Origin of the sequence: Duncaniella freteri (assembly GCF_004766125.1) — a bacterium.
Taxonomy (GTDB): Bacteria; Bacteroidota; Bacteroidia; order Bacteroidales; family Muribaculaceae; genus Duncaniella; species Duncaniella freteri.
In genome coordinates, this window is record NZ_SJSA01000002.1 from 746434 (window position 1) to 767873 (window position 21440).

Genomic DNA, 21440 nt, shown 5'->3' on the forward strand with positions numbered 1-21440 from the left:
AAGCTAATATTTTCCCATAAATTCGGCAAATAGATATATAATACCAGAGCAAATAATAACCTTATGAATTGTGTGTAATGATTTAATATTGAGAAGAAGGGATATATGCTTAGTATGATTGAATCAACAATACACCATAATATCAACAATAATGCGACAATGGAATTTAGGTTTACTTTAATCTTATAATTCTCTTTTACACTTAGATATAGCAGAATAAAGCAACCAATGTCTGAAAATCTAACCGGACAATAGCTAAATAAAGGAGCTGTATAAAAGGTCATAAACATTATTGATATGACCAATAGATTTTCAGATGTTAATGAAATCTTTTCCAAAACAACTGCGAGTAATAATTCTTAGGAAATTGTCAGAATTTCATTTTTGTATGTAATGAAATTAATTTATCAGCCAATCTCAAAGGCATGTGTTCAAGCATCCAATATTGAATTTTGGATAGTAACTGCACTTGATGCAGCGACCAATATCTGTTTTTTATCTCAGGAAATATCTCTCTCCATTTACCCACACCAAAATAAAGAAATCTATTTCGAGCAAATAGCTTTCTAAGCAAAATCGATTGGCTGTATTTATCAAATAAATTTCTTTTTTTTAGAATATCAAATACAAATATAGACGCTGCGTATTGTTGCTTAGCACTATCCAATGATGGGGTTTTCATCATGGAAGATATGTTTTGGCAATTATAGTGATAATAGTTTTTATTTAGATTAACATACGAACTTGATGCCAAAATACATTGCACCGTGTAGATATAATCTTCACCATGACATATTTTTTCATCAAATATTATTTTCCCATTGGTAAATATATGTCTCTTTATTATAAATTTCCATACTGTTCCCCACTTATTTGATATGACATCTTGTAGATATAAATCTTTATTGTTGTTATAATACAAAGAAACTGGTTCAGATCCATTATTATTTTCAACAATAAAATCGCAACTAACAATGTCAGCGTCATTACTCTTAGCTGTATAGTATAAAGACTGATACATCTCCGGCTCAACCCAATCATCACTATCACAATGCGCGATATACTCACCAGAAGCATTACGCATACCCGTTAAACGAGCGGCGGCCAATCCTCTATTCTTATCATGATGTATAATTTTCACCTGTGATTTTCTTTCCGGAAATCTTGAGCACACCTCTTTTAGGATTTCTATACTTTTATCCTTTGTGCAATCATTCACAAAAACAAATTCAATGCCCTCCTTCATTGTTTGATTAAACAGCGAAAGAACACACTTTTCAATGTATTTCTCTACACCATAAACCGGAATACAGACTGACAATTTAGTATCCATCATTCTTCCAAGTTAAGCAATTCAATTCCATCTGCAACCAATCCCACCTTGACTGCTGTATAATAAGGAATATGTTGTGGCTTTACAAGCCGTTTTGATAGTTTAAAAGCAATATTATTTCTAATCCAGTTTATCGTATCGACCAATTTGTTTTTCGATTCATCGCATTCATTAATCTTAAGATACTTATGTTTATTCTTATTGAATCCCACCCATAATCCGATTAATGTTTCTGCTAAATACCCCAATACCCTCTGCTGTCTTTTGTATGGAGACTTTACAATCCTGTTTTCACATAATTCAAGAATGCTGAATAAGAATTCGCAATAGTCATCAAACATCTTTTTGGTCATGATAAACATATTGCATTTGGGAAATTTATTATCCAAATAATAAAACTCAATAATTTGCTTTTTACAACCAGGGTAAAGTTCAAGCAATGAATCAAAGAGTATGGCCACATCTTCAAATGAAGTCCATTTAACCAACTCATCATATATGGTAATGGGCAATATATTTGGTTCGCCAATAATTATATCGTTCCTTGATATTTCTTTTATAAGTTTTTCTTCTGTCAAGTCGAAATAGCGGCGATAGTGGCATAGTCCAATGTAATCGACATCTTTAAGGTTTTTCCAAGCCCAGTAGAGGGCGGTGAGCTCGCAGTAGGAACCGTTTTTCTCCGAGATGTTGTCGCCAGTATTGTCGCATTGGAAACCCAGATCGAGCTCCGGATGGAGTGCCTTGCCTACCTGTATTGGCATATATATATCATCCTGACGGATATTCGGGTCAGCCTTGTGGCAAGCTACAAGTATCTTTATCCGTGGCTGTTTCGTTTCTTCCATGATTGGTTAAATAGTTTGCTATTCTGTCTATTATGTTCCTGTCTGTTAATGAGGAGAACTTTCGTGCAAATAGTGCTTCTGAGTTCACTAACTCATCAAAATCATGGCTATGCCATGTATATGGACACCCGCGAGACCAGTCGATTTTACGTGTCATTCCGGCAAAATCAAGCGTTGTATCAAAAATCGTTTCTTTGTATGGCGATGCCATAATAAATGTTTGCTTATATATTTCATCGGCACATGAAACATATCGGAACATCTTTAATATTAAATCTTCATTATCTACGAGATATTTGGCAAATGCCGAAGTTATTGAAACCCATTCACTTCCTTTATAGAGTTTCATGTCCCACTTGCGCTTGAAGCCTATTGTTTTTTGCAGATGTACCATTGTATTCCGATAGACGGTAAACAACCATCTGACGTATCGTAATGGATATCGATATTTACCTATGAAAAAATGATAATAATCTGTTTTTTCCGCCAAATCATTCTTATTGAACTCTCCTTGAGCAAATCCCACGAGGTTAATACCCTTTTTTAGAGAATTAAAAAATCCATGAATATAATCTTGATCCTTTAAAGGCAAATCACATCCAGACAGCAGGTGAAGATATTCATATTTCCCTTGTTTTAAAGCCATTCTGAACGCCAATAATTCGGCCTTGACTAAAGAAGCATCACCCCACTGAATATCAATAAGTTGAGAATCGGGGGGGGTGATTAATCTGCTCTTAATGGTCTTTATAACAGACAAATCCAATGAATCAGCTTTTTTATCAGATACAATAAAAATATCATTACGGTCATCATCAATCAGATTGACAAGTGTCTGAAGACAATATGAGTCGTTGTGTGCAATTATGCAGTATGCGTGACGTGACATTACTTTTATTCACTAGTGTCTCTTAAAAAGTGTTAATCAAATTCGAGGTCAAGAGTTGGATGGCAATTTGCTATTTGTGCTGGCACCGGTTCTGGAGTCAACAAGTCCTTGATATGCTCCTTGACAAGCAGGGAGCTGCCGAGGATTCTCATGACTTCGTAGATGTTTCTTTCAAGTTTCATTTTATGTTCGATTATTGCGACAACGCAGTAAGTGCATATAGCCGCATAAATTTGTATTCTGACGGATGTCTCGGAATTACCCCAGAATGTGGTGACTCTAAGGTGCTGTTTGATCCATTTGAAGAAAAGCTCCACCTGCCATCGGTTCTTGTAAAGGAACACAATCTGTTCGGCAGACAGGAAGAAATTATTTGTGTAAAAAACAAAACTTCTCTTCAGGTCAGGGATATACGCTACAATACGTCTAATCCGGGAAGGGTAATTGGATGCATTGCGTCTACCGGTAAACCTTACGGTATAATCTTGAAGAATGTTTCCATTCTCGGGCATGTCCAGACCATCCTCGACAATGAACTTCGGCTTAGCCTTCTCTCTTATGACAAAGAAGGCTCCAAGTTCCTCAATCTTATGAAGCCTATCCAAGTCCCAGTATCCACGGTCGAAGATATAACCGGCCAACGGTTCATAATCAATGATATCCATCGCATTTACATCATGAACCGAGGCATTGGTGATGTTTATCATAACTGGAATCTGCGTCACTATATCAAGTTGGGTATGCAGTTTAATGCCGGACTTGGTGCTTCTGAACTTTGCCCAGTCATAAACACTCATGCAAAGGTCAATCGTGGAGGAATCGAACGCATAGAACTTGCCGCCGATACAAAATTCCCGGTCTATACGGGCTTCCTGAGCCAGCACAATCATATGGTTGGCGAACTCCTCGAACACATGCCAATCACGATTGGTATTGCATCTGGAGAGAATATTACGGTCTACCGCTTCTTTGCCAAATCCGAGATGAAAGGATTTCTTGCGATGTGCTGTAGTGATATCCGAGAGTTCACGGAGACTTCGACATCCGAGCAGTTGACCGAATATAAGGACAAGCAACTGTCCCCAATAAGACAACTGCCATCCGAGGGTTCTGTCCTCAACCTTATTTTTGGTACGATGCTCCATGATTCTTTCAAATTTGCGTTTTGGCAAAAAGTCAACAATCTGGCTGAAAATGTATCGTCCTGCATTCATGAAAAATTGGGGAACCGAGTTTTAAGGCTCCAACCCCAATGTAATCATTTGAAAAGTGCGACAAGGTTTGCAGGCCTGAAAATCGCGTAACCAACATGAATACAGAGTTTAACAATTTCGCATTAACAGATTTTAAAAGACGCCAGTGACTTTTATTTAAACAGATTCAGGACCTGGCGGACAATCGGAGCCATGTCGTAGTATTTGTACTCGGCGAGACGACCACCGAATATTATGTCGATTTCTTTTTCAGCCAATTGGCGGTATTTTTTGTAGATCTCTTGATTTTTGGCGTCATTAACGGGATAGAATGGCTCCATACCGTCGCACCATTCGGTAGAATATTCTTTGGATACGACTGTCCAGGGATTGTCATATACGGCGGCTCCGAATAACTCGAAATGCTTATGCTCGATTATTCGGGTATATGGCACTTCTGATGAAGTATAGTTCACTACGGCATTGCCTTGGAAGTTGGGGGTATAGAATCTGATTGTCTCAAAGCACACAGTGCGGTATTCGAGTTTTCCGAAGCGATAGCCGTAAAATTCATCAATCTTACCGGTGAACACGATCTTGTCGGCAACTGATTCCCAATACTCACGGTCGGTAAAAAAATCGGCATCGAGCTTTATATCTATACCGTCGAGAAAACCGTCAATCAGCTTGTTGTAGCCTCCTATGGGGATGCCTTGGTATGAGTCGTTGAAATAATTGTTGTCGAAAGTCATACGCACCGGCAGACGGCGGATTATGAACGCAGGCAGCTCATTGCATGGACGTCCCCACTGCTTCTCTGTATAGCCCTTTATAAGCTGCTCGTAGATATCTTTACCGATAAGAGTAAGAGCCTGTTCTTCAAGATTACGCGGCTCTATGACACCTTCGGCTTTCATTGCAGCTATCGCTTCACAACGCTGCTCGTCAAGCCGAGTCTGAGCCTCAGCAGGGGTCTTGACTCCCCACATCTGATAGAACGTGTTCATGTTGAACGGCAGATTATATAGCCTACCGTCGGGAGCCTGCGCGACAGGAGAGTTAGTGTAGCGGTTAAACGGCACGATGGTGTTGACAAAATCCCATACCTCACGATCGGAAGTATGGAAAATGTGCGCCCCATACTTATGCACGTTAATCCCCTCAATCTCCTCGCAGTAGATATTGCCACCCGCATGCGACCGTCTATCGATGACAAGACACCGTTTCCCCTGCTTTTTTGCAAGATACGCAAACGTGGCACCGAACAACCCGGCCCCTACTACCAGATAATCATATTTATTTGTCATATTCTAAATATTTTATTGACATAAGGGATTTTCATAACCATATGGCTGAGATCAAGAGTGATATAATCTTAAACAAAAGTCCATCGTTAGTTTCGAGATCATTGAGACCATAAACACGGATCAAGCATAGATTTGCATTATGATTGACCCGAATTCGTGTTCATTCAGATTACTGTATCTCGATGTCTTTCCGAAATACACCATTGGCTTGTTATTGTACGGCGGTATTATCTATAAACATCATTTCCCAATAAGATTTAGTAACTGAATCTTTAATTCCTGAAATGACCTGTCATGAAAAAGAATCGACATTGCAATGTAAGAAACTATCCCGATAATCGTACCTGCTATAAGTTGCAGATATGGGCTCTCAGTAATAAAATATACTGAGCTGACCAATACTGACATAGCCAGGCTGTAACCTATAATCGGTAAAATCTGTCGAAACTGGCTGCGAAATCCAAAATTAAAAAACTTGTCCGTATAGTGGCAATTAAATGCGAAAGCTATAAAATCATATACTGCCAATGCCACACACACAGCATATACATTACAAAATGCGGCTCCAAGCAAAAGAACAAATGCTATCGGCTTTTTTATAAACTCCAGTTTTAGCACCAAATCTGAACGCCCCTTAACATAGAGCAGATTCAGATTGATATTGGTCAATGGAGCCCATAATTGACCCAGACTCAATATCTGGAGCAAAGGCACACATGGTAACCACTTAGTACCAATGAAACATTCAATTAGGGGATGAGCAAGCACGATAAGCAGAAATAATACCGGATAAAGCAAAAAGACTGGAGGTCTCAACAGCTGGGTGTAAGCATTAACCAGATTTTGATCATTATCCTGTAATCGTGAAAGAATCGGATATGCCACTTTTATGATAATAGCGGTAGCTGAATCAGACGGAAGACGAGCAAACTGGTTAGCACGAGTGAAATATCCGAGTTCCGCAGTCTGAAAAGCCTTACCAATTATTATGGTTGATAGGTTTTGATAGATCGTGTTGATTAAAGAACTACAAAGCAGCTTCGACCCGAATGAAAACAATGAACGGAATGAAGTTTTAGAGAAAACAGCCAATGGCATCCAATTTCCGCATATCCATAGAATCATAGTCCTGATACTTGCACTTAATAGACCTTGGCTTACAAGTGCCCATACACCAAAACCATTGTATGCCAATACTATTCCAATGGTTCCTGATATTAAAATTGAGATTATCGATGCTTTAGCTTGAAGTTTGAAATCTAGGTCTATCGACAGTCTTGCGGTCTGAACAATGCTTAATGCGTTGACAATCAATGTGAGCGAGTAAACACGCGTAATCTCTGTGAGTATGGGTTGATTGTAAAAATCAGCAATAATAGGAGCAAAAAAAAACAATATTCCATACAGTATCAATGCTACCGCCAAATTGAAATAGAATACGGTGGAGTAGTCTATTTCATCACGATCCTTTTTCTGAATCAATGCGTTTGCAAAGCCACAGTCTAGAAATGTCTGGGAGATTGCCATAAAAATAGCCAACATCCCAATAAGTCCATAATCATCAGGCAAAAGTAACCGCGCAAGAACTATGCCTATAATGAACTGGACAATCTGTGATCCGAAACGTTCAACGGCAGTCCAAACCATGCCACTCGCCGCCTGATGTTTAATCGATATTTGTCCCAAACGAAAAGAAGTGTTTAAGCTTTGATTTAAGCGAAGCCTTACGACGCAGTTCTTTTAGCACATCAGTATAGGGGATATCAAGATTAAAAAATACTTCCCCATGCATTGTAGGAGCTTTAACTGGTTTCATGTAATCTCCATATTGTGTCATTAAAATCTCATTATATCCGGAGGGAACTGGCACTTCTATATCCTCAAAGGGGAGCATCAAGGTTTCTTTGTACCAACTCAATTCTCTTGTAATCTTTTTGTGGTGCAAAGATGAGAATAAAACATCAGCCATTTGAGTGGATTTTATAGGAGAATCTACAATTAGAGAACACATTGAAACATAACTATTTAACACCCCAATTTTTCTGACTGATAAATAATCTTTTAAATATTTAATCGGATGCCTACTAAGCAACGAACCGTAAAGCGCATTATACATTCTTGACCGTTTAGTTTCCAATGCTGTATATATTCTCTCTCGCAGCCCATTGGAGTTATCCGGCAAAACATCCGCCACAAAAATATCAATAAATATACCTTGATTGAAATTCTGCCAAATGTCACAAGGAAGGATCGCCGCCGTATCAGACTTTCTTAATTGGGCATGACCTCGAATATAATTCTTCTCGGTCTCTGCTGCTTGAAAGAAATATGGATATTTAAACTCTATAGGTGCGACTTCTACCAATCTTGTATAGTCATCACGTAACATAATCATATCTATGTCATCATCCCATGGTATGAATCCTTTGTGACGTATAGCACCAATTAAAGTTCCTCCTTCAGCCCAAATCTTCAAATTATACTTTTTGCATACTTTTAGAAGCACACCAAGCATATCAAGTTGTATTTGCCACACACGTTTTGACAAGGTTGAAACTGTATAACCATTCCTGATTTCTTCAGATAAATTAATCATAAACTTACATTATTTATCAATAGAGGTCATATCACTTATACATTCCTTTATATTTAAGATAATATCCCCGCATGGTTTCCATCCTAAAGATCTTAATTTTGTAGAATCTAATATTCCTTGCGATATTATTGGCGGATTCAAATCTTTTGGAATGTTAAATTTCACCTTTACTCCCGCTCCTATTGCAACAGCCTCAGCAAAATCTCTGATTGTCATAGCAATATCCGAAATATTATACGCATTTGACGAAGCACCATTTAACAAAATATATAGCAATCCAGATACACAATCTATAATATAGCACCAAGATCGTTTCAGAAGACCAGGACTATTGAGCTCAATATCCTCTCCATGAGCGGCCTTTCTTAAAAATTGCGCATAGGCTCTATCATCAGTATCAAGAAAGTTCGGTCCGAATATGTGACATGGACGTGCTATTACTACATCAAGATTATACTCATCAACATAACTAATACACAAGTTTTCAGATAATCTCTTAGATAAAGGATAACATCCCCTTGGATTGAGAATATCTATATATCCATCTGCTTCTTCGTTACAATTTTCACCACCAGTCTCTCCATAAACTTCCCCTGAAGAAACAAAAAGGAATCTTTTTAATCCATGCGTTTTGCTATAGTCAAGTAGATTCTGAACGCCTAGAACATTTGTTAGGATTGTCTCTACCGGTTTTTGATTAAAGTTCGCTGGATTAGCATTACTTGCACAATCCACTATGTAATCAAAATTCTCTGCACATGATAATGGGTTGACAATATCATGTTCTATAATATGGAAATTTTCATTCCCAATGTACTCTCCAAAAATCGTCTTTAATCGATCAAAGGATCTACCCATCACATATATTTCGCATTTCAAATTTGGATTTGTCAATAATGTATGAGCAAACGCACTACCTATCAATCCGGATGCGCCGACAATCAGTATTTTTGATCTATCAAGTTTCTCCCAATTTAAAGGAAGTAAACTCAATTCTTTAATTCGAGTAATTGTCCTCATTTTAACCAATTTTCCTTTGAGATGTGCATCAAGGCTTTTAGGATTTCCAAATCTTCAATTGTTGTAACTTTAATATTCTTCTCAGACCCTGGCACAATATGCATCTCTGATAATCCTAATTCAGCAATCAAGGTGCATGAAGCCACAGAATTTGTAATATTATTTTCTGCTGCGAGCTTATGAGCAGCCAAAATGTTTTTAAGCCTAAATGTTTGAGGTGTTTGTGTTCTAATTAATTTATCTCTCGGAATTGAAACCTTAGAACTGAAACCATCTTCACTTTCTAAAATAGCTTCTTTACATTTGATTCCGGTTATAGCATAACCATATCGTTTACATATGGCTATGTTCGAAGAGATTATGTCTTGCGATATAAGGGGTCTTACAGCATCATGAATCAATACAAGATCGTCATCCTCACACCCTGCGTCTTTAAGCCCCACAAGTCCATTATAAATGGATCTTTGACCATTTTCGCCACCCTCAAACATCCATCGAAGCTTATCTATTGAGAACTGGTTTGCATATGATTGTAAAACTGTTTCCCACCCTTGCAGACATACAACACCTATCGCATCTATGTTTGGGTGTAATTGAAACGCTTTAAGGGTATGGATTATGATAGGACAGTTATCTACATGCATAAACTGCTTTGGTATATCCTGCCCCATTCGGTTTCCTGAACCTCCAGCGATTATAAGTGCATAATTACTCATTATTTTATTCGATGCGTTGTAGTTAAATTATATTAAGCTAAATGGAATACACTGTGGTAATATTTCGTAACATCGAGGGTGCTAACATTAGATTATGGACGGAAGATATTTGGACGCATGGAAACGCAGTGCATGCAAGGCTCTCTGCATTCCAGTATCAGTAACAACAGCCTCCTTGTCTGTGATGTAATCAAGATGACTTACCACAAGTTTGCGTTTGAACAGGTTCTGGTCCTTCTCGTACGCCCAAAGGTCAGAGCAAAGCAACGCAGTCACCTGATGTACGATATCATAATCGCTTTGTGCTTCCGCGCTCATTCCGGTGATAAAGTTATTGTACCAACGATCAACACATTTGGATACCCATTCAAGGGGACGTCCAAAATATGTCCTGTTCCTTTTCCCGATTTCTTCCAATAATGAATGGAACAGCACGTATATGTCAATACTTTTGTCTCCTTGTATATAGGCTTCAAATGCATCAAGCCTGTAACTGTCTATATAAGCCGTATCCGCGGGAGTGCTGTAGGCTATACGGTGTATAATGTCGAATATGTATATGATAATCAGCGAGTCTCCTCTGGTCATCGAGACGATGGCAGCCTCTACAAGATTCACCCAATCCTTGGCAATGATCCTGATTTCTCTCTGCTCCTTGTCTAAAGGACCGTTGGTCACGAACAGACCGGCTCCATTGGCGGCATGTATTATACGATTAGCAAAGTCCCATATCTCGTCAACATTGCTGAAGTCAACAAACTGTATATCAAGTTCTCGATCCTTACCTTTCATAGTGTTAATGTAATATAAGAATATGACGACACCTGATGTATCTTATTATCGGTATTTTCCGGAGCATACGTCTATCTGTCGAACGTAGAGGCAATAATAGAATAACTGAAGCTTGACTGATCTGTAGTGATGTTTGAACTGAGCAGTTCAGGACACTTCTGTGCCAAATCCTTTACAACAATTTTTGTCTGTTTATATAATCAAATGACCTGACAAGGTTTTGATGCAAGCTGACAACCTTATTCAGCAAGTCTCACTACCGGATAAACTCCCATCGACTTTTATGCATCAATATGACTCAGCAACTGCTCTATAGATATATATGATCAACCCTATATTCGTTCTAGTTGGCACGCATGAACATCTATACGGAACTCATACCCATTGTCGGTATCAAGCTTCACACGGAATATCGCAGATCCGCACTCAGTTTTGATGATATCCTCCACCGTGGCGACGCGGTTGCCAAAACCCGCCTTAATCAGTATGACCGTTTCCCCCAGTTTGGGGGTCAATGAACCAAGAGGATGGATTTCGATGTCGGGAGTGAACAAGCCTATCGCCCTCTGAAAACGTTCCATATCGTGTTGGGGAACTACTGCATAGGGCGAACCGGGGATACCAAGGACACGGTAACACCATGCCTTGTCACCTATGGCATTGAACATAGGCATGATTTTTTCGGGATAGCTCCTAAAGAACACTGTCCGATCTATGAATGGACGTTCTTTCTTTCTCTTTCTATTGCCGCTCCGCTTTAAAATTGTCTCGCAGGGATAGTACAGCAATGGGCAAGGACGGATTTTATCGTATATTTCCTTACGCAGTTCGTCATATCTAACACCTTTGCGCATCTGCATGACGTACCACCTCGGCATCCCGCTGGTCAGCATTGTATTTACAACGGACATACATGCATTTTTGCCATCATTCGGAACTGATGCCGGGGTACAGAATTCCGGAATCGAGTATGGGGCGGAATCTCCGACATACCCCAATGCTTCCGAAGCCGACAGACCGCTCCTGACGACACATGCTACCCACATTGATCGCACAAGTTCGTCGGGCTCGAACTCCAGTTCATCAATGTGGGACTTGAAAACGGAACGCACGCCGGAGGAGATTGCAACTTTCAGCTGACGAGATGTGAGTTCCGACTGATGTATGTTAAAAACATAGTCCCTCCTTTTGCCAATGTTGCGCATCAGAATGGAGAGGCTCACTCCGTCATAATCCTGCATATTCTCTTTTTTTAGACGGCTCACACTATCAAGAGAAATCGCCCCATTAAGCATAGAGAACAGGACCATGTCCATAAATACATTGTACCTATTGTCTTCTCGTTCCTTCAATGAATCACGTAGAAAGGAAAGGATACCGTCAAAGACGGAGACACCCAAAAGCGCGGGGACACTTCTAAGTTCGGAGAGCGATTTGGAAATCGACCTTGCGGCATTATTCTGTTTGATCATCCCCGCTTTAGCAGCGTCCTTGACCATACCGTTAAGGCTGTTCAAATGCCTTGTGACTGTACTCACGGCAAGTCCCTGGCACAACAGATCTATAGCCCAGTCAGCCATCATCATTTCCGACAGATCAGCAACATGGATACGATGACCAGCAAGGAATATTTCTAGTTCGGATATTGTCTTACGGTATCTCATACCGCTTTCTGAACTGACGCCGGAAAGTCTTGATCGGAAAAATTCGAGAAACTGCTTGTTTGAATATCTCTTGTTATCAGACATTTAGACAATAGTATATTTTTACCGTTTCCGACTTTCTTTACAATTCTTCTCTTCCCTCCATCTTGGAGTCTCCTGACCCACTGACAGAGGTGACGATGGCTCTTCTCGATAAAATATCTTCATAATATAAGATCTGACACCATAGTTACGGTGTCACAATCTCTTGGCAAGAGATTTGGATGGATGGAGATGCTTCAGATAATCAATAAGTTACATGTATTAGATTTAATAAAATTCTTAACAATCCCATATCTTTATCACTTTTACACTGGAATATACCTCATTAAATTAACCGGAGTAAATTTGCTCAGTTCAAACTTATTAGTTACTTTTGTCACTGAAATTAAGTATCTCTTGCCAAGAGATTTGAAGATATTTGAAGGGAAATATCCATATTAAAAATAAAGCAGAGATGTCTCAAGCAATATGGATGACTTTATTTTTATCATTCACATGTCAGGTTGGCCTGAACAATATTTCCTGATACGTTGTTCTTGATTATGAATTAACTAATTTAGAAATTAAAAAAGTCTGATATGAAAAAGTACATCTGTAATGTTTGCGAATATGTATATGACCCTGCAAACGGAGACCCTGAAAGCGGCATTCCTGCCGGAACTGCCTTTGAAGATATACCCGATGATTGGACATGCCCATTGTGTGGCGTCGGCAAAGATGATTTCAGCCCTGTTGACGAGTAATCATTTCTCCTCTCTCCTACATTGTTCTCGCAAGACATAAAAAGATGGTCCGTACAATTTTTCAATGTACGGACCATCTTTTTTTAATATATTTCGTTATTATCTGAGTCGGTTGTAGGAGTTAAGCAGCTTTATATCATGATTTATCCCTTTCACACCGAGGATTTCAAGCAATGCCGCTATTGGCAGGAGTATATCCCATACACTGAAATTGGCTTCAATTCCTTCGGCACGCGCCTCCTTGAATAGTGCGAAGCATACTGTCGCAATTACCGCAAGCGTGAGCATAAGGCTGACGACAAGCACTGTGCGCTGAAGCGGAAGATTACGATAAAGAAACATGTCGATGAGCAGTAGGATGATAATAGCACACACAGGTATGAGGATTCCATACTCAGCCATAGTGTAAAGAGGCTCGGTAACGACAGGGCTCTGCGAAAGGATTTCGATTTCGCCATAAGGAACAATCAGAAATACAGCCATCGCGATGATAGACAGAAAGATATAGACTGTCTGAATTCTCTGAATCTGCATAAGAATTTTCTAATTTTAGTTGTTGGACTTAATTTTTAATCAAAAGTACTAAAATTTTAACAATCCCCAAGCCGATTAGTTAGAGATTTATTGAAAAAATCTGTTCTATAAGCCCACTGTCACGCAATTCTCCGGCATCGTAAATCTCCAGTGATGTAGAATCGAGCACTGCCACTTTATCACACATCTTCAAAGCGATATCAAGCTCATGAGTGGAAAAAAATATGCACTTTCCCTCTTCGTGGGCAAGCCTTCCGAGCAGAGAGCATAGCTCATACCTGCCCGGCATGTCAAGAAATGACGTGGGCTCGTCAAATAGTATTACAGATGTATCCTGAGCCAATGCACGCGCAATCATCACTCGCTGGCACTCACCGTCGCTCATTGTGTCCATAGTGCGTCCGGCATATGCCTCCATACCGACCAATGACAATGCCTTTGCCACAATCTCACGGTCCATATCCTGGATATGTCCTATCCAATTAGTGTATGGTGCCCTTCCTATTGCTACGACATCCTCGCATTTCAAGTAGGGTATGCGGGTTCGTTCGGTACTCACAAATGCAAGCATCTTTGCGAGACGCTGAGGCGGCAGATGGTTCAGAACATTGCCATCGACAAGTATGTCGCCCGAATAATTTCGGTTAAGCCCTGCAATGGAACGCAGAAGCGTCGACTTGCCTGTGCCGTTACGGCCAACAAGTGCAGTGAGGCATCCTCCCGGGATCGAAAGCGACACATCAGACAGCAATCGGCGAGCTCCGTATCCTATGGAAAAGTCCTTTAATTCAATCATACTCTATTTCTTAACACAATCCATACCACGACAGGCACTCCGAGAAGAGCTGTAATCGCATTTACCGGAAGAGTAAACATCTTGGATATGATGTCACAGATTATCATAACCGAGGCTCCCGACAGCATGGTGGCAGGTATGAGCACACGATGATCACTGTTGTCAAACATCATTCTCGTGACATGAGGCATAGCCAGTCCGATAAAACCGATCGGACCGCAAAAAGCGGTCACAGTTCCGGCAAGAAGCGTTGCCGACATAAATATCATACCGCGCGAACGCCTGATATTCAAGCCCATAGTCACTGCATAGTCCTCACCGAAAAGCAGCATATTCAAAGGCTTTATGGACAGCACTGCGAGCACAAGTCCCAGAAGCACCGAAGGGAACAGTATGCAGAGCTGCATTACAGTCACTTCGCCAAGCGACCCCATAGTCCATATTACAAATGTCTTTAGAGCCTCGTCCCGGCTGAGATACTGCAATATCTGTACCACGGCACTTACTCCCGATGAGAACATCATGCCGAGAATCAATATCACCATTATATCCTTGATGCGGCGGGCGGCTATCCCTATAAACATCAGGACTACCGCCGAACCGACCCATGCTGCACCTGCTACTCCAAACGATGAGCCAAACCCTGCAAGCACCACCAACGCGACTCCAAGACTCGCTCCGGAACTTATACCAAGGACATAAGGACCAGCCAAGGGGTTACGAAACAATGTCTGCATCTGCAACCCGCTGACCGATAATGCAGCTCCGGCAAGAAGGGCGACAAAAGCCTTGACAAGCCTTATGTTCCGGACTATTTTAACCGTAGACTCGGGACAATCGCCACCGGTCAGAGCCTTCCACACTTCCGAAAGCGGGATATTGACAGCTCCGACCATCATATCCACTGAAAACAGTGAAACGACTGCGACTATCAGAGCTATGAACAATAATGTATTGCGCGATTGCATACGTCAATTCAACTGTTTGTGATACACAAATTCCTCATGAACCAATCCGGGATGGAATATCTTCACAAGATCACGAAGCACCATATCAGGATTCACCACTCCCGATTCATAATAGTCATTCCCGCCTCCGGAAGTAGAACGCCGAGTGTTATTAAAGATATGCCCTGACCTGAAACAATCCGTATCAGTAAACTTAGGGCAAGCGACAGCAAGTTCGGCAAGAGTCCCGGCACTTCCCGGATTGAGCCAAATGTCCGCATCGGAACAAAGCATGTAAGCCTCCTCAATATCAATCGGCACAGAAATCCCGCTCCTGTTTCTACCATATATATATTCTCCGCCGGCATCTCGGATAAGCTGAACTGAATAGTTATCCTCAGCAGGCATAAACCAGGTATCGCCATAGGGAGCATTAAGCATTACTTTCGGGACATCCTCAACGGCATTTGACACCAGTTCCTTCAGTGAGTTATAGCTCTGAGCAATTTCTTTGAAATGTTTTTCCCCATCGTCACGCCTGCCGACAATCTCAGCCAGAGCCACCATCCATTCGGCTTTTCCAAGAGGTGACGACTCAAGGTAGTCACCAATATAGATAAACGGTATATCAAGTTCCCTGAGCTTGCTCTCCACAGGACTTGCGCCATTGACTCCATACAGCAGTACAATGTCAGGATCGAGCGACATGATCAGCTCATAATTGAAATTGCTGTCATAACCCACATCCCCAATGCTGTCACGGCGGCTTCTGATCCCAGGACTGGAAATGAAACCAAGCCCTGACACACCGACCACCTTACGGCTCTCCCCTATCGCATCAAGCATCGCTATCTGTGTTGACGACATGGTGATAACACGAGCGGCATCTCCGTAAATCACCTGTCCTTCAAAACCATCAGGAACCGGCTCTCCATCACGAGATATAAAAAGACTCACCACCACACTGTCAGCCCCCTGCCACGGATTCGACACCGTAAGGAGTGTGCTACGCTTCCCTTCAGCACCACTGATACTAAATCCCCGGGCATATACAGGGGTGTACACATCAGAAACAAACTCATTAATATTCTCCTGCCTATTACCGCAGGCGACCATAATAAGAGCCAGAAACAATATGACTGAACAGGATCTCATTTCTTTTTCCTGAATTTAGGTGTTATCCCTATAAAGAACTCAAAGTTTATTCCAGGCATCGGACGCGAAAGCACCGACATATAGTCCTCATTGAAAAGATTATTGACGGCAAGCTTCAACTGCATGTCAAGAGGCTTGAACGACAACCCCTTTTCAAGAGAGACATTACTCATGAAATAATCGGGAAGATGCCCGGTGAGAGTGTAATCATTGCTCGACATAGTGAACCGCTCAGAATAGTATGCCCACTTATACAGAAAGCTCCATGACTGCCATGACAGCCGTCCGGTGACCGACGCCGAATGCTTAGGGACATATGGCAACTGCCTACCTACCGACATATCGGCAGGCGACATTTTTTCACCCTCATTAATCGACGGAGTCCAGGAATATGATCCATTCAGATCGATCAGCCATCCTTTTGCGGGACGCAATGCCATATTGCCTTTGACCTCGATACCATAAGCATGCACCTTCTTCACATTTCTGGGAGAGAAAAAGCCCTTTGTTGTCGGCAACCATATTATCCAGTCGTCGATATAAGAATCAAACCATGTGACACTTCCTCCCAATGCGATCGCCCGAGATCCGCTCTCAAGGCTCTCGCCACCAATATCGAATGACATTCCGGCATCATAGGTCCATCCTTCCTCGCTCCTGAGATCGGGATTGCCACCCGGAAGGAAATACATATCATTAAGCGTCGGGAACTTATGATTGCGTGACACAGATGCCCGAAGCATAACATTACCTCTCCGAGCCACAAGTCCGTCAATAAAGAATGCCGGCGTCAGGGGTGCCCACTTTTCACCAAACATCTCTTCACGCAACACAAGCGACATGCCTATACGGTCAGTTGCCTGCCACTTGGCAGAAAAAGCACCTGAAAGCTCAATACGTCCCTTGTCATAACCGACTATGCCATTGCCACCTTCCTGAAGTATTATATTCTTGTCCTCGCTCCTCACAAAATGCTGATGGGCAGATACATTGGCAGTGAAGTACCAGCGTCTGGCAGGATTATATTCCCCATCAATCTGACCATATATGGTATTCACCTTGCTGCGTGAGCGTGTCATCACAGCCCAATTGTCAGGAGCCACTTCCCGCTTGTAATCATATCCCATCCAAGTGTGAACATACCCGCCTTTGACACCTGTCCTCCAATTGCTTCGGTTATGATCCCAGGATAGTATGCCACGGAATGTGTGTTCTCGCTGCCTGTTCTCGAAATCAGAGGCTTTACCATAATCGGTTGTGAGCATAGGCAACTCACGATTGGAATTTACGAACCATGCGTTCACACCAAAACGATCACCACGGAGAGTATTGTAATAGACCTCCTGCAAAATGTGGAAATCCTTGAACGATCCGGAACGATTACGTTCCTTGGGATGATACTGACCCACTATATTGTGGTCATCATCATAGATATTGACCTTCTTGTCATGGTTAGTATATTCATAATCGTTGGGGGATGACGAATACACCGCACGTGTAGAACTGCTCCAGTGGTCGTTGCCATAAGTCACACGGAGAAACTCGTCAAAAGTGCTGAATGAACCTATTCCCTGAACATACTGCGCATTGAATCCTTCAGGAACATATGGAAGTGTTCCGAGACGAACAAGCCCTCCGAGCCCTCCTCCGGTTTCATTGACTGACGATGTGCCATGAAGCAGCGATGCCTGATCTATAAAATAGGCCGGAATAGTAGAGAAATCGGTCATTCCAAGCATAGGGTTATTGATGCGCATTCCGTTCCACGTCACCTGAGTGTGACTCGGAGAAGTGCCCCGGAAAGCTACTGTGGACAGCGTGGCACGTCCGTAGCTTTTCACAAAAACCGAAGAATTGAATGCAAGTACATCAGCCATAGAAAGGGCTACATTCTCCTTCAGCATGGCGGAATCGAACGGGGTCTTTTGAACACCGATCTCCTTCATGGGCCTACGTGCCGTCACTGTGACCTGCCTCAGACTGATATTCCCATCTGCCTGTGCATATGCACCACAAGCCACCGCCGACAATATTATAAAATACAACAGACGTTTCATTTCCAACAGAATGCACCAGGGGTTATACCTACATAAAATTCATCAGCAAGTTCCCCTTCCGGAGTGTAGCGGTATATCATGCCTTGCTGCTGGTAATCGATCGCATCGGCAACATACACATCTCCTGTCGACGGACTCACCGTGAGACCATAATACTTCGTGTCACGACGTTCAAGAAACGGCCGCACCGGAAGACGCTCAGCGTCGACATCCATGCACCATATATCATCATCCACCCAATAGAGAAGGCTTCCGTCACCATTGGTCTGAAGTTCGCATGGAGAATTTCCAAGCCTGAACTTAAACTCTTTTTCTATTGTAAATTCTTCCGGATCTATCCTGAAAAGCGATGGGGCTTCATAGCCATAAGGACTATCCTCGTAACCACCGTCAGTGACAGTCCACAACCGTCCGTACCTGTCAACCGCCAATGATGTTGGCTGAACACCGACAGTAACGGATGCAACCACACGATCGCTCTCAGTATCAATTTTTATTATACGGTTCTGATACGACCAGCAATTGCAGTAGACATACTTGCCAATCTGCACCATCTGTTCTGTCGAACCGTTACCCATTGCCATATCCGGGACTTCGATATACCCAGTCACCTCATACCGGCGAGGGTCAACTATAAATATACGATTGTCCCACAACTGGCTCACATAAGCCTTGTCATCGCTAACAAAATGTATATAACGCGGAGATGTCAGATTCTCGATTCGACCTATCTCCTTGAAAGAGGATAGATCGATTGCAAACACCACATGACTGTTATTGACCACTATCCACCCCTTGTCATCATAGACGGTCATGGACTGTGCCACATCACCGAGTTTCATGCCATTAGCCCGCAAAAACACCTCATTCTCCACATTATCGGTCTCCGGATCGTAATAGGAAAGCGAAGCATTGCCATACTGAAAGTTACCTTCATTCAGTATGAACAGACCGGAGCCTGGTGCATCGAAATCCTCGGGACTGTCAGAGTAGTCCCACTTCATGCACCCTGTCAGGCATAAAGGCACACAGAGCAGAACGCTTAATCTATTTATTATTCTCATCACAGAAACTGAATACCTCAGTGGAATTTTCGCCAAGCTGACCGGCATAGGCATTTACTCCGGTCTGTACCTTTATAAAATCGATAAACTTAAGATCGGCAGGCTTTCCATCAAGCCTGACGGCATCGGAAATCCTGAAATAATTGGCTATGGCATCAGCCTCCGGGTTGTTCTTGTCAGTGACATCTTCCCCAAGATTATCGGCATACCCCCATCCGAAAGGATTATTGCACCACAGACCAGTCACTGATGAGATCTCGGTCCGCGCCTTGAGTCGGGTTCCATACAGGGTGTAGGAGTCGCTTTCAATCCACAACGGATAATAGAAAGCCTGAGGGTGCTGTGAACTGATACGTCTGATCACACCTGTGCCACCAAGATTGTCAACCCATTGTGTGTTCATATTGGCTCCCGGACGGAAATAAGTGACAGCATACTGCTGTAAGGTCTCCTCCTTACCGTATTCCGAGCCTTTCAGCTCATACCATTCATCATCAGGCAGACCATTGCCATTGACATCCTGCATCACCCACACTATACCCGGCTCATTGGATGTATCTATGGCATTACCCTTGATGGAGAAATCATAACCTCCCCTATTCTCAATACTATGGTCAAAGCCTACAATGATATATCCGCCCCATGCTCCGAGAGAAACGCTCTGCTCCTTATTGAGTCGGCCGAGGGCATACCTGCATGCTGATTCATGGGTTGTGACCCCATCGTAGCCTGAAGCCTTCTCATTAATGAACTGCCCAGGGGCAGGCACATACTCATATACCTTACATGCATAGCGGCTGCAAGCCGATGTATAAGGCCGCATGGCAGATTCCTTACAGCATACAACCGGAATATCTATGGAAGCTTCATCATTGCCTGTGGATGATATATTTCGTGAAATATCATGTTTTGAGAGAACTGAGGAATATTTTGCTGTAAACGAAAGAGTGTATTCCCCTACTCTTTCAGGCTTAAAATCATACAATACAGATGTCGCATCAGATATCTCTACTCCATCAAGGCTCCACTGACATGTGACATTTTCTGACACAGACAGATAGGGTCGGAGACATATCGATTCACCCTCACTGACATACTTCTTTATATTTTCAGAAAAAAACATTGATGAAGGGAGCACGATATCAATCGGCATCCTGTCCACAACATTTATTGCTATTGTCTTTTCAGCTTTGCCATCATCATTGGTTACTGTCAATTTGAGATTATATTTGCCAACAGATGATTCACGGAATCTACAGGACTTCTCCTCGCTCACAGTCTTTCCGTCAATCGCCCACACAAAAACGGCATCATCGGCATTCTGCACATCAGGAACGATTTCATATTCTCGTCCTGCAATCACATTCAGCCCACCATCAGGGATAGCTATCGATATCACAGGTGGGGCCATCTCATCCACATCAACCCTTATATCCTCCTCGGCTTTTCCGGCTGATGTCCTGACTGTCAAATTTATATAATATGTCCCAGGGATCTCGAATATGTATTCCAACTGGGGCTTATCAGATATAATGCTACCCTCACATTCCCATGTGAAGGTAGCTTCATCTACATTTTTATAGGCAGGGGACACCCTGAGAGTAGCCCCCACCTTTACAATGTAGTATCCGTCCTCACTATCAAGCTCAATGACAGGTGAGGCTTCCTGAAAGATAGCCTCATCTTTATTACAGGAGAGCAGTATAGCCAAAAGAGGCATGATTAGCAAGAACTTCTTCATACT

General features: G+C 42.1%; 19 protein-coding genes. 1 reads left to right on the top strand and 18 read right to left on the bottom strand.

All coding sequences use genetic code 11. The features are described from left to right. Positions 1-370: 370 nt before the first annotated feature. The 11 genes from EZ315_RS13330 to EZ315_RS13380 form a co-directional block, all read right to left on the bottom strand. A complete protein-coding gene (locus EZ315_RS13330; RefSeq protein WP_135472519.1) occupies positions 371-1336 on the bottom strand; it encodes a glycosyltransferase family 2 protein in 966 nt (321 codons plus the stop codon). Beyond that, the gene (locus EZ315_RS13335; RefSeq protein WP_135472520.1) at positions 1333-2181 is read right to left on the bottom strand and encodes a DUF4422 domain-containing protein; all 849 of its coding nucleotides are present in this window, start codon (positions 2179-2181) and stop codon (positions 1333-1335) included. Before EZ315_RS13335 ends, EZ315_RS13330 begins: the two co-directional genes overlap by 4 nt. Continuing rightward, positions 2126-3070, bottom strand: coding sequence for a beta-1,6-N-acetylglucosaminyltransferase (locus EZ315_RS13340; protein WP_135472521.1), 945 nt, complete (start codon positions 3068-3070; stop codon positions 2126-2128). The genes EZ315_RS13335 and EZ315_RS13340 overlap by 56 nt, the downstream gene beginning before the upstream one ends. 32 nt (positions 3071-3102) lie before the next feature. Next, entirely contained in the window at positions 3103-4284 is a 1182-nt protein-coding gene (locus tag EZ315_RS13345) for an IS4 family transposase (RefSeq protein WP_135470498.1), read from the bottom strand. A 152-nt stretch (positions 4285-4436) separates the two neighbouring features. Continuing rightward, entirely contained in the window at positions 4437-5570 is a 1134-nt protein-coding gene (glf, locus tag EZ315_RS13350; protein ID WP_135472522.1) for a UDP-galactopyranose mutase, read from the bottom strand. Positions 5571-5810: 240 nt separating this feature from the next. Then, a complete protein-coding gene (locus tag EZ315_RS13355) occupies positions 5811-7256 on the bottom strand; it encodes a lipopolysaccharide biosynthesis protein (protein WP_135472523.1) in 1446 nt (481 codons plus the stop codon). Then, complete coding sequence (locus EZ315_RS13360; RefSeq protein ID WP_135472524.1) at positions 7237-8166, bottom strand: LicD family protein; 930 nt, start codon at positions 8164-8166, stop codon at positions 7237-7239. The genes EZ315_RS13355 and EZ315_RS13360 overlap by 20 nt, the downstream gene beginning before the upstream one ends. Positions 8167-8175: 9 nt before the next feature. Continuing rightward, on the bottom strand, positions 8176-9186 hold the full coding sequence (locus EZ315_RS13365; RefSeq protein ID WP_135472525.1) for an NAD-dependent epimerase/dehydratase family protein: 1011 nt from the start codon (positions 9184-9186) through the stop codon (positions 8176-8178). Beyond that, positions 9183-9902 carry an IspD/TarI family cytidylyltransferase gene (locus EZ315_RS13370; RefSeq protein ID WP_135472526.1) on the bottom strand — a complete coding sequence of 240 codons (720 nt, stop codon included), beginning with the start codon at positions 9900-9902 and terminating at the stop codon, positions 9183-9185. Before EZ315_RS13370 ends, EZ315_RS13365 begins: the two co-directional genes overlap by 4 nt. Positions 9903-9989: 87 nt before the next feature. Continuing rightward, positions 9990-10694, bottom strand: a complete 705-nt coding sequence (locus EZ315_RS13375) for a hypothetical protein (protein ID WP_135472527.1) — start codon at positions 10692-10694, stop codon at positions 9990-9992. 332 nt (positions 10695-11026) lie between these two features. Further along, positions 11027-12442, bottom strand: a complete 1416-nt coding sequence (locus tag EZ315_RS13380; RefSeq protein ID WP_347293940.1) for a phage integrase SAM-like domain-containing protein — start codon at positions 12440-12442, stop codon at positions 11027-11029. 536 nt (positions 12443-12978) lie between these two features. Between EZ315_RS13380 and rd the strand changes: the two genes are divergently transcribed. Beyond that, on the top strand, positions 12979-13143 hold the full coding sequence (gene rd / locus EZ315_RS13385; RefSeq protein WP_135472529.1) for a rubredoxin: 165 nt from the start codon (positions 12979-12981) through the stop codon (positions 13141-13143). A 99-nt stretch (positions 13144-13242) separates the two neighbouring features. Here the strand turns inward: rd and EZ315_RS13390 are convergent, their stop codons facing one another. The 7 genes from EZ315_RS13390 to EZ315_RS13420 form a co-directional block, all read right to left on the bottom strand. Continuing rightward, positions 13243-13677, bottom strand: coding sequence for a DUF4293 family protein (locus EZ315_RS13390; RefSeq protein ID WP_135472530.1), 435 nt, complete (start codon positions 13675-13677; stop codon positions 13243-13245). Between the two features lie 79 nt (positions 13678-13756). Next, entirely contained in the window at positions 13757-14473 is a 717-nt protein-coding gene (locus EZ315_RS13395; protein WP_135472531.1) for an ABC transporter ATP-binding protein, read from the bottom strand. Beyond that, positions 14470-15441, bottom strand: a complete 972-nt coding sequence (locus EZ315_RS13400; protein ID WP_135472532.1) for an iron ABC transporter permease — start codon at positions 15439-15441, stop codon at positions 14470-14472. Before EZ315_RS13400 ends, EZ315_RS13395 begins: the two co-directional genes overlap by 4 nt. A 3-nt stretch (positions 15442-15444) precedes the next feature. Next, positions 15445-16575 carry an ABC transporter substrate-binding protein gene (locus tag EZ315_RS13405; protein ID WP_135472533.1) on the bottom strand — a complete coding sequence of 377 codons (1131 nt, stop codon included), beginning with the start codon at positions 16573-16575 and terminating at the stop codon, positions 15445-15447. Next, positions 16572-18632: a TonB-dependent receptor gene (locus EZ315_RS13410; protein WP_135472534.1), complete on the bottom strand. Its 2061-nt coding sequence runs from the start codon at positions 18630-18632 to the stop codon at positions 16572-16574. The genes EZ315_RS13405 and EZ315_RS13410 overlap by 4 nt, the downstream gene beginning before the upstream one ends. Further along, on the bottom strand, positions 18629-19696 hold the full coding sequence (locus EZ315_RS13415; RefSeq protein WP_135472535.1) for a YncE family protein: 1068 nt from the start codon (positions 19694-19696) through the stop codon (positions 18629-18631). The genes EZ315_RS13410 and EZ315_RS13415 overlap by 4 nt, the downstream gene beginning before the upstream one ends. Continuing rightward, positions 19680-21437, bottom strand: a complete 1758-nt coding sequence (locus EZ315_RS13420) for a PKD-like domain-containing protein (RefSeq protein WP_135472536.1) — start codon at positions 21435-21437, stop codon at positions 19680-19682. Before EZ315_RS13420 ends, EZ315_RS13415 begins: the two co-directional genes overlap by 17 nt. Between the last annotated feature and the right edge of the window lie 3 nt (positions 21438-21440).